At 67.0% G+C, this 12,343-nt stretch carries 10 protein-coding genes; all 10 read right to left on the bottom strand.

Going from position 1 to position 12,343, the window contains the following annotated elements:
- Positions 1-115: 115 nt before the first annotated feature.
- Positions 116-1,216: an ABC transporter ATP-binding protein gene (locus ACIQNU_RS12885; RefSeq protein WP_401365088.1), complete on the bottom strand. Its 1,101-nt coding sequence runs from the start codon at positions 1,214-1,216 to the stop codon at positions 116-118.
- Complete coding sequence (locus ACIQNU_RS12880) at positions 1,209-2,183, bottom strand: ABC transporter ATP-binding protein (protein ID WP_401365085.1); 975 nt, start codon at positions 2,181-2,183, stop codon at positions 1,209-1,211. Before ACIQNU_RS12880 ends, ACIQNU_RS12885 begins: the two co-directional genes overlap by 8 nt.
- 5 nt (positions 2,184-2,188) lie before the next feature.
- Positions 2,189-3,163, bottom strand: a complete 975-nt coding sequence (locus tag ACIQNU_RS12875) for an ABC transporter permease (protein ID WP_401365082.1) — start codon at positions 3,161-3,163, stop codon at positions 2,189-2,191.
- On the bottom strand, positions 3,156-4,079 hold the full coding sequence (locus tag ACIQNU_RS12870; protein WP_401365079.1) for an ABC transporter permease: 924 nt from the start codon (positions 4,077-4,079) through the stop codon (positions 3,156-3,158). The genes ACIQNU_RS12875 and ACIQNU_RS12870 overlap by 8 nt, the downstream gene beginning before the upstream one ends.
- Positions 4,080-4,110: 31 nt before the next feature.
- Positions 4,111-5,730 carry an ABC transporter substrate-binding protein gene (locus tag ACIQNU_RS12865; protein ID WP_401365076.1) on the bottom strand — a complete coding sequence of 540 codons (1,620 nt, stop codon included), beginning with the start codon at positions 5,728-5,730 and terminating at the stop codon, positions 4,111-4,113.
- Positions 5,731-5,968: 238 nt separating this feature from the next.
- Positions 5,969-7,117, bottom strand: coding sequence for an ABC transporter ATP-binding protein (locus tag ACIQNU_RS12860; RefSeq protein WP_401365073.1), 1,149 nt, complete (start codon positions 7,115-7,117; stop codon positions 5,969-5,971).
- Positions 7,110-8,168 carry an ABC transporter ATP-binding protein gene (locus ACIQNU_RS12855; RefSeq protein WP_401365071.1) on the bottom strand — a complete coding sequence of 353 codons (1,059 nt, stop codon included), beginning with the start codon at positions 8,166-8,168 and terminating at the stop codon, positions 7,110-7,112. Before ACIQNU_RS12855 ends, ACIQNU_RS12860 begins: the two co-directional genes overlap by 8 nt.
- Positions 8,169-8,179: 11 nt before the next feature.
- Positions 8,180-9,136: an ABC transporter permease gene (locus ACIQNU_RS12850; protein ID WP_401365068.1), complete on the bottom strand. Its 957-nt coding sequence runs from the start codon at positions 9,134-9,136 to the stop codon at positions 8,180-8,182.
- Positions 9,129-10,061 carry an ABC transporter permease gene (locus ACIQNU_RS12845; protein ID WP_401365624.1) on the bottom strand — a complete coding sequence of 311 codons (933 nt, stop codon included), beginning with the start codon at positions 10,059-10,061 and terminating at the stop codon, positions 9,129-9,131. The genes ACIQNU_RS12850 and ACIQNU_RS12845 overlap by 8 nt, the downstream gene beginning before the upstream one ends.
- Positions 10,062-10,222: 161 nt before the next feature.
- On the bottom strand, positions 10,223-11,854 hold the full coding sequence (locus ACIQNU_RS12840) for an ABC transporter substrate-binding protein (RefSeq protein WP_401365066.1): 1,632 nt from the start codon (positions 11,852-11,854) through the stop codon (positions 10,223-10,225).
- Positions 11,855-12,343: the final 489 nt, after the last annotated feature.

The following is a 12,343-nucleotide window of genomic DNA, read 5'->3' as shown; positions in this document are numbered from 1 at the left end:
GGCCGGTCTACGGCACCCGCACGGCCGTACGCTGTTCAGCCTGACGCGTCCGTATATCGGGACCGCGACGGCGGAGTTGCACAGGTGTTAACGGAATTTGTGTGCATTTGAGCCGTCAGGTCGGTTCCGACGGCGGCGTCTCCGGCCCCCGTTCCTCCGGCACCACCCGCTTCTCCTCCGCGAAGTGGCACGCCGAATCATGCGCCGCCTCGCCCCCCGCGTACCGGAATTCGGCCGGTACGGCGAGCAGCGGCACCTCCAGGGCGCACCGCTCCCGCGCCTTCCAGCAGCGGGTACGGAACCGGCAGCCAGAGGGCGGGTTCGCGGGTGAGGGCACGTCGCCGCTGAGGATGATCCGCTCCCGGTGCTCCCGGGCGTCCGGGTCCGGCACCGGGACCGCCGACAACAGGGCCTGGGTGTACGGGTGCGTCGGGTGCTCGTAGATCTGCGGCTCGGTGCCGATCTCGACGATGCGGCCCAGGTACATCACGCCGACCCGGTCGGAGATGTGCCGGACGATCGACAGGTCGTGCGCGATGAACACGTACGACAGGTCGAACTCGTTCTGGAGCTGTTCGAGCAGGTTGACCACCTGGGCCTGGACCGACACGTCGAGTGCGGAGACGGGCTCGTCCGCGACGATGATCTCGGGGCGCAGCGCGAGGCCGCGGGCGATGCCGATGCGCTGGCGCTGGCCGCCGGAGAACTGGTGCGGATAGCGGTTGATGTACTCGGGGTTGAGCCCGACCACGTCGAGCAGGTCCTGCACCCGGCGCCGCCGGTCCCCCTTGGGCGCGACCTCGGGGTGGATCTCGTACGGCTCCCCGATGATGTCGCCGACGGTCATCCGCGGGTTGAGTGAGGTGTAGGGGTCCTGGAACACCATCTGGATGTTGCGGCGCACCGCCCGCAGCGCGCGCCCGGAGAGCCCCGCGATGTCCTCGCCCTTGTAGCGGATCTCGCCCGCCGTCGGCTCTTCGAGGTGGACGAGCATCTTCGCGACCGTCGACTTGCCGCAGCCGGACTCGCCGACGATGCCCAGCGTCTCGCCCTGGCGCAGGTCGAAGTCGACGCCGTCGACCGCCTTGACCGCGCCGATCTGCTTCTTGAAGACGATGCCGCGCGTCAGCGGGAAGTGTTTGACCAGGCCCCGCACTTCGAGGATCGGCTCGCCCGCGGCGACCGGCTCGGGGGCGAGGCCCGCCGGCTCAGCCATCGAGGGTCTCCTTCCAGAAGTGGCAGGCGCTGCGGCGCTCGGCGGAGACCCGTGCGAGGGGCGGCAGATCGGTGCGGCACACGTCCTGGGCCATCGGGCAGCGCGGGTGGAAGGCGCAGCCGGGCGGGATGCGGGTCAGATTGGGCGGCAGGCCCTTGATCGCGTACAGGTCCCGGCCCTTCTGGTCGAGCCGTGGGATCGACTCCAGGAGGCCCTTGGTGTACGGGTGCGCGGGGGCCTTGTAGAGGTCGTGGACGGGCGCGGTCTCGACGATGCGGCCCGCGTACATCACGGCGATCCGGTCGGCGACGTCGGCGACCACGCCGAGGTCGTGCGTGATCAGGATCAGGCCCATGTCGTACTCGCGCTGCAACTCCGCGAGGAGGTCCATGACCTGGGCCTGGACGGTCACGTCGAGGGCCGTGGTCGGCTCGTCCGCGATGATCAGCGCGGGCTCCAGGGCCAGCGCCATCGCGATCATGATGCGCTGGCGCATCCCGCCCGAGAACTGGTGCGGATAGTCGCCGACCCGCTCCTTCGCGGCCGGGATACGGACCCGCTCCATCAGCTCGACGGCCTTCGCCCTGGCGTCCTTGCGGGACATGCCCCGGTGCACGGTGAACATCTCGCCGAGCTGCGCGCCGACGCTGAGCACCGGGTTCAGGGACGACAGCGCGTCCTGGAAGATCATCGCCATCCCTGCGCCGCGTACCTTGCGCCGCTGCTCCTCCTTGAGCTGGAGGATGTCCTGCCCCTGGAACAAAATCTCGCCGCCGGTGATGCGGCCGGGCGGCATGTCGAGGATGCCCATCACGGCCTGCGCGGTCACCGACTTGCCGGAGCCGGACTCGCCGAGCACGGCCAGGGTCTCGCCCGCGTCGACGGCGTAGTCGACGCCGTTGACGGCCTTGGCGACCCCGTCCCGGGTGCGGAACTCCACATGCAGGTCGCGGACTTCGAGGAGCATCCCGGTCACCTCAGCTTCGGGTCGAGGGCGTCGCGGATCGCGTCGCCGAGCGTGATGAACGCGAGCACGGTGATCGCCAGCGCCCCGGCGGGCCAGAGCAGCATGTGCGGGGCGTTGCGGATGTACTGGGACGCGGTCGAGATGTCGATGCCCCAGGAGACCGTGGGCGGCTTCAGTCCTACGCCGAGGTAGGAGAGCGTGGCCTCCAGGGCGATATAGGTGCCGAGGGCGATGGTCGCGACGACGATGACCGGGGCGACGGCGTTCGGTGTGATGTGCCGCAGCAGCATCCGGGTGTTGGAGGCGCCGAGCGCCCGTGCGGCCTGGACGTAGTCGTTCTGCTTGGCGGTGATGACGGAGCCGCGGGCGATGCGCGAGAGCTGGGGCCAGCCCAGGAGCACCATGAAGCCGATGACGGGCCAGATGGTGTTGGTGGTGACCACGGACAGGAGCACCAGACCGCCGAGTACGACGGGGATGGCGAAGAAGATGTCGGTGATCCGGGACAGGATCGCGTCCCACACCCCGCCGAAGAACCCGGCGAGCCCGCCGAGTACGGAGCCGAGGAGCGCGACGCCGAGGGTGGCGCAGACGCCGACGGACACCGAGGTCCGGGCGCCGTAGACGGTCCGTGTGTAGACGTCGCAGCCCTGGCCGTCGAAGCCGAAGGGGTGGCCGGGCCGGGAGCCTTCCTGGGAGTTGGCGAGGTTGCAGTTGAGGGGGTTCTGTGTGGCGATGGCGCCGGGCCACAGCGAGATGAACACCAGGAAGAGGATGACGAGTCCGGAGAGGATGAAGACGGGGTTGCGGCGCAGGTCGTGCCAGGCGTCGGACCAGAGGCTGCGCGGCTTGGAGGGTCCCGTACCTTCCGGGCCGCCGGGGGTCTTCTCCAGCGTGGAGCCCTCGGAGGTGGCGAGGTCCATCGCCCCGCCCGCGCCGGTCGGGGCGATGGCACCGCCGTCGGGCAACTGTTCAGGCATAGCGAATCCTCGGGTCCAGGACGGCGTACAGGAGGTCCACGAGCAGGTTGGCGACCAGGAACACCAGGACGAGGATCGTCACGAAGCCCACGACGGTCTGGGTGTTCTGGCGGAGGATGCCCTGGTAGAGCTGGTAGCCGACGCCGTGGATGTTGAAGATGCGCTCGGTGACGATGGCGCCGCCCATCAGCGCGCCGATGTCGGTGCCGATGAAGGTGACCACCGGGATCAGTGAGTTGCGCAGCAGATGCCGGATGATGACCCGGCGCCGGGGCAGGCCCTTGGCGACGGCGGTACGGACGTAGTCGGCGCGGCGGTTCTCCGCGAGGGACGTCCGGGTGAGCCGGGTGACATAGGCGAGGGAGACCGAGGCGAGGACGAGGCCCGGCACGATCAGCTCGTTGAAGGGTGCCGCGGGTGAGACGGACGGGCTGATGAGGCCCCATTCGACGCCGAGGAGCAGTTGCAGGAGCAGACCGGTGACGAAGGTGGGCACCGAGATCACGACGAGCGTGAGGACGAGCACCGAGGTGTCGACGGGGCGTCCGCGGCGCAGCCCTGTGAGGACGCCCAGGGTGATGCCGATGACGATCTCGAAGAGGATCGCCACGATGGTGAGGCGGATGGTCACGGGGAACGCCGTGGCCATCAGCTCGGTGACGGGCTGCCCGTTGAAGGCGGTGCCGAAGTCGCCGGTGAACACATTGCCCATATAGGTGAGGTATTGCTGCCATACGGGCTTGTCGAGGCCGAACTCCTTCTTGAGCTGGGCTTCCGTGGCGGGATCGCAGGCCCGCTGGCCGCACAGCCCGGCGATGGGGTCCCCCATCACGTTCACCATGAGGAAGATCAGCAGGGTCGCTCCGATGAACACCGGGATCATCTGGAGCAGACGCCGGATCACATACCGTCCCATGGGACCTCCGTGGATAGGGCGTGGGGACGGGTCAGCCGACCTTGATCTCGTTGTAGACGGGCACGCTGAACTGGTTGAGCGCGACGTTCGAGATCCGTGCCGAGTATCCGGCGCTGCCGTTCTGGTACCAGAGCGGGATGGCCGCCATGTTGTCCCTGATGACGCCCTCGGCCTGCTGGAAGAGGCTCACGGCCCTGGCCTGGTCGGTCTCCGCGTTGGCCTGGTCCACCAGCTTGTCGAAGTCCGGGTTGGACCACTTGCCGTCGTTGGACGAGGCGTTGGTGTAGTACAGCGGCTGAAGGAAGTTCTGGATCAGCGGATAGTCCATCTGCCAGCCGGCCCGGAAGGGGCCCGACATCTTGGACTGCGTGATCTGGTTGCGGAAGTCGGCGAAGGTGCCGATGGGGTTGCCGACGCACGCCTTGTCGTTGCCGAGGGCGTTGTTGATGGAGTTGCAGACGGCGTCCACCCACTCCCGGTGCGACCCGGTGTCCGCGTTGTACGAGATCTTGACCTGGCCGCCTGGCAGACCGCCGGCCTCCTGGACGAGCTTCTTCGCCTGGCCCGGGTCGTACATACAGGAGTCCCCGCACAGACCCTCCTTGTAGCCGCCGTCCGCGCCGAGGACCGGGGAGGTCCAGTCGGTGGCGGGGGTGCGGGTCTTCTGGAAGATCGTGTCGGTGATCTGCGGCCGGTTGATCGCCATGGACAGGCCCTGGCGGACCTTGACGGTGTCCGGGCCGTTCCACGCCTTGTCGTAGTACGGGAAGGCCAGGGTCTGGATGATGCCGGCGGGGGTGTTGATGTACCGGTCGCCGAGGTCGGACTTGACGTTCTTGAGCTGGGACGCGGGCACGTCGTCGACCAGGTCGAGATTGCCTGCCATCAGATCGGTGTAGGCGGTGTTGTTGTCGGTGTAGACCTTGAGGTCGATCCCGTCGTTCCGCGCCTTGTCGGGACCCGGATAGCCGTCCCACTTCCGCAGCGACATCTGCGAGCCCCTGACGTACGAGTCGATCGTGTACGGGCCGTTGCCGACCGGCTTCTTGAGCCAGGCGGAGTGGTTGTCGAAGAACGCCCTGGGCAGCGGCGCGAAAGCCGCGTAGCCGAGCGTGTCGGGGAAGGTCGAGAACTTCTGGTTGAGCTTGACCGTGAACGTCCTGTCGTCAACGGCCTTCAGCCCGGAGAGGGTGTCCGCCGACTGGGCGCCGGAGTCCGGGTGGACCTTGTCGTAGCCGTCGATGTACCCGAAGAAGTACGCGTTCTTCTGGTTGTTCTTCAGACTGGCGCCGTAGTTCCAGGCGTCCACGAAGGAGTGCGAGGTGACCCGCTCGCCGTTGCTGAACGTCCAGCCGTCCTTGAGGGTGACGGTGAAGTTCTGCGAGTCCGAGGTGTCGATCCTGTCGGCCAGCATGTCCTCGGCCTTGCCGGTCTTGGCGTTGTAGCGCTTCAGACCGCGGAAGACCATGTCGAGGACCTTGCCGCCCTGCACCTCGTTGGTGTTCGCGGGCTCCAGCGGGTTCTGCGGGTCCCCCCACGAGGAGCTGGCCACTCCGGGGACGCTGCCGCCGCTTCCCCCGCCACAGGCCGTCGCCGCGACGGCGACGACCGCCGCGCACAGGGCCCGTCTGGCGCGCGTGACTCCCCGCATGGCGTGCCTCCTCGGAGCGTGCTGTGTCACCTGCCCGATCATGCCTAGGGCCAAATATCGCCTTATCACCCACCTTGCGCACATTTACTCCGGCCGAGTGGGTGGGACGGACCACGGCACGGCCACACCTCCGGGAGCCTCGGGAGCCTCGGGAGCTTCGGGGCACACGAAAGGGGGCGCCCAGAACCTCATGGGTTCCGGGCGCCCCCGCTCCGTCGCGCGGAAAGGCCGGCTCGGGTCAGACCGCGTGCACGACGTTCTTCTCCTCGGCGAAGTGGCACGCGGACTCGTGCGCCGCCTCCACGTCGGTGCCCTTGAAACGCTCGGGGATCGCGAGGAGCGGCACTTCCTCCGAGCAGCGCTCCTGCGCCTTCCAGCAGCGGGTACGGAACCGGCAGCCGGACGGCGGGTTCGCCGGCGACGGCACGTCACCGGAGAGGATGATCCGGTCACGGTGCTCACGGGCGTCCGGGTCGGGGACCGGGACGGCCGAGAGCAGCGCCTGGGTGTACGGGTGCGTCGGGTGGTCGTAGATCTGCGTGTCCGTGCCGATCTCCGCCATCCGGCCCAGGTACATCACGCCGACCCGGTCGGAGATGTGCCGCACGATCGACAGGTCGTGCGCGATGAAGATGTAGGACAGGTTGAACTCGTCCTGGAGCTTCTCCATCAGGTTGATGACCTGCGCCTGGACGGACACGTCCAGGGCCGACACCGGCTCGTCGCAGATGATGATCTCCGGGTTGAGCGCGAGGCCTCGGGCGATGCCGATGCGCTGGCGCTGACCGCCGGAGAACTGGTGCGGGTACCGGTTGATGTACTCGGGGTTGAGCCCGACCACGTCGAGCAGGTCCTGCACCTTGCGGCGCCGGTCACCCTTCGGAGCCACCTCGGGGTGGATGTCGAAGGGCTCCCCGATGATGTCGCCGACCGTCATGCGCGGGTTGAGCGAGGTGTACGGGTCCTGGAACACCATCTGGATGTTGCGGCGCACCGCCTTCAGCGCACGCCCCGACAGCCGGGTGATGTCCTGGCCCTTGTAGAAGATCTGGCCCGCGGTGGCCCGCTCCAGGTTCATCAGGAGCTTGGCGACGGTGGACTTGCCGCAGCCGGACTCGCCGACGATGCCCAGGGTCTCGCCCTGGTACAGGTCGAAGTCGATCCCGTCGACGGCCTTGACCGCGCCAACTTGCTTCTTGAAGAGGATGCCCTGGGTGAGCGGGAAGTGCTTGACCAGCCCGCGCACCTGGAGGATCGGCTCACCGCGCCCGACCGGCGCCTCGACGGCCGCGACCGCTTCGGCCTCGGTCGCCGCGTCCACGGTCTCCACCTCGGAGACGTTCGGCATGGCGTCCCGCGGCTCCTCGTTCTCGCTGCGCTCAGCCATGGATCGTCTCCTTCCAGAAGTGGCACGCGGAGCCGCGACCGGGCAGCTCGCCACCGTCCCGCTCCGTCACCGGGTGCAGTACGGGGATCTCCGTACGGCAGATGTCCTGCGCCTTGTCGCAGCGCGGGTTGAACGCGCAGCCGGTCGGCACCCGCAGCAGGTTGGGCGGCAGGCCCTTGATCGCGTACAGCTCCTGGCCCTTCTGGTCGAGCCGTGGGATCGACTCCAGGAGGCCCTTGGTGTACGGGTGCGCGGGCCGCTTGTACAGCTCGTGCACCGGCGCCGTCTCGACGATCCGGCCCGCGTACATCACGGCGATCTTGTCGGCGACGTCGGCCACCACGCCGAGGTCGTGCGTGATCAGGATCAGACCCATGTTGTACTCGCGCTGAAGGTCCGCGAGAAGGTCCATGACCTGCGCCTGGACGGTCACGTCGAGCGCCGTGGTGGGCTCGTCGGCGATGATCAGGTCCGGCTCCAGGGCCAGCGCCATGGCGATCATGATGCGCTGGCGCATACCGCCCGAGAACTGGTGGGGGTAGTCGTTGACGCGCGCCGCCGCGGCGGGGATGTTGACCCGGTCCATCAGCTCGATGGCCTTGGCCTTGGCGTCCTTCTTGGACATGCCCTGGTGGACCCGGAACATCTCGCCGAGCTGGTAGCCGACGGTCAGGACGGGGTTGAGCGAGGACAGCGCGTCCTGGAAGATCATGGCGATCTTCTGGCCGCGGATCCTGCGCCGCTCCTCGCCGGACATGGTGAGCATGTCGCGGCCCTGGAAGAGGATCTCGCCCCGCGGGATCTTCCCCGGCGGCATGTCGAGGATGCCCATGATCGCCTGCGCGGTCACGGACTTGCCGGAGCCGGACTCGCCGAGGACGGCAAGAGTCTCGCCGGCGCTGACGCTGTAGTTGACGCCGTTGACGGCCTTGACGACGCCGTCGCGGGTGTGGAACTCGACGTGCAGATCGCGCACGTCGAGCAGCGGGCCCCCGTGCTCGCCGCTGTCGCGGGGAGCGGGCACCGGTGCGGATTTCTCGATGGTGGTCACGTACGCCTCCCTCAGCGCAGCTTCGGGTCGAGGGCGTTGCGGACGGCCTCACCGAGCATGATGAACGACAGCACCGTGATGCTGAGCATGATCGACGGGAACAGCAGGATGTGCTGGGCCACGCGGATCTGGTTCGAGCCGCCCGAGATGTCGACGCCCCACGAGACCGCCGGCTCGGAGAGCCCGAGACCCAGGTAGGACAGGGTCGCCTCGGCGGAGATGTAGCCGCCGAGCGCGATCGTCGCGACGACGATCACCGGGGCGACCGCGTTGGGCAGGATGTGCCGGAACAGGATGCGCGAGGTACTGGCCCCGAGGGCCTGCGCCGCGTGCACGTAGTCCGACTGCTTGATGGTGATCACGGCGCCTCGCATGACGCGCGCGATCTGGGTCCAGCCGAGGAAGGCGAGGGCCAGGACGACCACCCACACCTTGCGCTCGACGAAGGAGTTCATGACCACCATCGAGCCGAGCAGGAACGGGACACCGAAGAAGACGTCGATGAGCCGCGAGAGCAGGGAGTCGACGATCCCGCCGAAGTAGCCGGCGAGCATGCCGACGAGTCCGCCGACGAACGTCACCAGGAGCGTCACACCGATACCGACGATGATCGACGCGCGGGCACCGTAGATCACACGGGCGTAGACACTGCGTCCCTGGACGTCGTAGCCGAGCCACTCGGGTGAGAAGAAGTGCGAGAGTTCCGGCTTGCCCAGGTAGTGGTTCGACAGGTCGCCGACGGTCGGGTCCGCGCTCGTGAACAGGCCGGGGAAGGCGGCGATGATCAGCAGCAGGAAGATGAGGACCGCCGAGATCACGAACAGCGGGCGGCGCCGCAGGTCGACCCAGGCGTCCCCCCACAGGCTGCGGGTCTTCTCCTTGCCGACCGGAGTCTGATCCGCCGGTGCGACGGTGGGCGCCGTGGCCTGCTCGGAGGCTTCGGCGGCGGTCTTGGTCAGGTCAGGCATAGCGAATCCTCGGGTCCAGGACCGCGTAAAGCAGGTCGACGAGCAGGCTGGCCGCGAGATAGATCAGCACGAGGATGGTCACCAGACCGACGATCGTGGTGCCTTCGCGGCGCTGGATCGACTCGAAGATCGTGCCACCGACACCCTTGATGTTGAACAGGCCCTCGGTGACGACGGCGCCGCCCATGAGCGCGCCGAGGTCGGTGCCGAGGTAGGTGACGACCGGGATGAGCGAGTTGCGCATCAGGTGGACGCCGATCACGCGGCGGCGCGGCAGACCCTTGGCGGTGGCCGTGCGGATGTAGTCGGACCGCAGGTTCTCCGCGACCGACGAACGGGTCAGTCTCGCCACATACGCCAGCGAGAGACCGGCCAGCACAATCGCCGGCATCAACAACTGACCGTAGTTCGTGGAGTCGTTGACGTTCGGGTCCAGCCAGCCGAGCTGGAAGGCGAAGACCGTCTTGAAGATGAAGCCGAGGACGAACACCGGGACCGAGATCATCAGCAGGGTGAAGATCAGGACCAGGGTGTCCGCGAGCTTGCCGGCCTTCATACCGGCGAGGATGCCGAGGCCCAGACCGAGGACGATCTCGATGGTGAAGGCGAGCGCCGTCAGCCGCAGCGTCACGGGGAACGCCTCACCGAGGATGTCCGTGACGGGCCTGCCACTGGCGATCTGCGTGCCGAAGTCGAGGTGAAAGACCATGTCTTTCATGTAGTTGACGTACTGCACCAAGATCGGCTTGTCGAGCCCGTACTCATGTCTCAGCGCGGCGACCGCCTGAGGGCTGCCTCCCTTGTCGCCGAACAGACCCGCCACGGGGTCGCCGGGCAGGGCGTAGACCATGAGGAAGATCAGCAGCGTTGTCCCGATGAAAACCGGGATCATCTGGAGCAGTCGTCGTGCGACGTAGCGCCCCATCATGCCTCCATGTCATTCACAGCGGCAGCCGACAGGGCCCCTTCCGCGCGCACCCGTGTGTGGTGCGTGCGGAAAGGGCCCCCCGGCCGTGAACGTCCGGCCGACGGGACCGGCGAGCGTGCCGGTCCCATCGGCGTGACGTGCTGTCTTCTTGTCTGCGGTTACTTCTTGACCTGGACGTTGGTCAGGATCGGGTCACCACTCTGGTCGTAGTCGACGCCACTGACCTTCTCCGAGTAGCCCGCGTTGACCTTGTAGTACCAGAGCGGAATGCTCGGCATGTAGTTCGGCAGTTCCTTCTCGATCGCCTGGTACAGCTTCTCCGACTCCTCCAGCGTGGGCGCGGAGTCGGCGGCCTTGATGTCGGCGTCGATCTTCTTGTTCGAGAAACCGCTCTGGTTGCCGTCGGACTTCGTCCCGAAGAGGTCGCGGATGAAGTTGGCGTTCATCGGGAAGTCGAGCACCCAGCCACTGCGGTAGAAGGACTTGACCTCCTTCGCCTGGCGCGCGTTGAGGTCGGCCTGGAAGTCGGCCTTCGAGGCGCCGACACAGGCGACACCGGTGGCCTTGGTGATGGAGCCGCAGACGGCCTCCACCCACTCCTTGTGACCGCCGTCCGCGTTGAACTGGATGGAGATCGCGTTGCCCGGGACGCCGCCACCCTCCTTGATGAGCGCCTTGGCCGCCGCCGGGTCGTACTTCACGGCGTCGCCCGCGGCGTCCGGCTGGTAGCCGAGCACACCCTGGGCGACCCAGCCGGTGGCCGGCTCACGGGTGCCCTGGAGGACGGTCTTGGTGATGGTGTCGCGGTCGATCGCCATCGACAGACCCTTGATGACCTTGGGGTCGATGTCCTTGAACTGCTTGCCGTAGAACGCCGGGGCCATCGACTGGATCGCCGAGTACGGCTTGTCGACCGCGCGGTCGCCGAGGTCCTGCTTGTAGACCGGCAGGTCCTTCGGGGCGATCTGGCGCAGGACGTCGACGTTGCCGGACTTCAGGTCCTCGTACGCCGTCTCCAGGTTGGTGTAGTTCTTGAAGAGAACGCCACCGTTCTTGGCCTTGTTCGGACCCTGGTAGTCGTCGTTGCGGGCGACCTCGATCAGCTTCTTGTGCTGCCAGCTGACGAACTTGTACGGGCCGTTGCCGACCGGCTTCTGTCCGGCGGCGGCCGGGTCCTTGTAGAAGGACTCGGGCAGCGGCGAGAAGACCTGGTAACCCAGCTTGTACACGTAGTACGGAATCGGGGTCGACAGCTCGATCGTGAAGGTGGTGTCGTCGACGACCTTCAGACCGGACATGGTCTCGGACTTCGGGTCGCCCTTCGCGGGAGCGACGTCGTCGTAGCCCTTGATGTCGGAGAACCAGAAGCTGTTGGTCTGCTTGTTCTTGACGTTGGCGGCCCAGTTCCACGCCTTGACGTAGGACTCGGCGGTGACCGGGGTGCCGTCGTGGAACTTCCAGCCCGACTTGAGCTTGACCGTGTAGGTCGAGTTGTCCTTGGTGTCCACCGACTCGGCGTTCACCATGGTGATGTTGCCCTTGGTGTCATAGCCGACGAGCTGCGAGAACAGCGAGTCGATGACAATGCTGCCGTTGGACTCCATGGTGTTGGCCGGCTGCAGCGGGTTCTGCGGCTCGCCCACCTCTACGGAGAACTTGCCGTTCGCGTTGACGGCACCCTTGTCGGCGCCCTTGTCCTTGTCCCCGCCGTCGCTGCCGCCACAGGCGGTCGCACCCAGCGCCACAACCGCGGCTATGGCTACCCACTTGGCGCTCTTGGCACCGCGCATGGGTTCCTCCTCATGAGTCCACTTGTTCACTACAAGAGAGGGCACAGGTCGTCATTCCGCCACCCCTGACGGAGATGATCGAGTGCCCCAGTGTGCTCGTGAGTCGGCGCTCCCCACAGCGCGTGACCCATTGACCCGAGCCTTTCCGGCTCAACTATTAGCCATGGGGTACGGCCCGACCACACCCTTTTGGTCTCGGTTCGATCACACCTGGCGCGTACTTCTTCCAAAATCCGGACAAACCGATCCGAGATAGATGGCCGCGAAACGGACGTGTTACATATCTATCGGTCAGCTGTGTCCGCATTCCGGACGAGTGTGCGAGAAAAACCAGTTGCGGAATCGGGCGTCAGGTGAGATACCCGTCACCTGCCCCGGGCTCATCGGCCACCGAGGCGCGCGCCGCCCGCCGCACGGCAGAGTAGTACTCAATCCCCGCGCGTAGAACGCCATCCGGGAAGGTGCCCGGAAGTTCCGATATGTACAGCC

The organism is Streptomyces sp. NPDC091292, assembly GCF_044757265.1.
Taxonomy (GTDB): Bacteria; Actinomycetota; Actinomycetes; order Streptomycetales; family Streptomycetaceae; genus Streptomyces.
The sequence above is the reverse complement of the archived record's forward strand: the minus strand, read 5'-3'. Positions and strand labels throughout refer to the sequence as shown.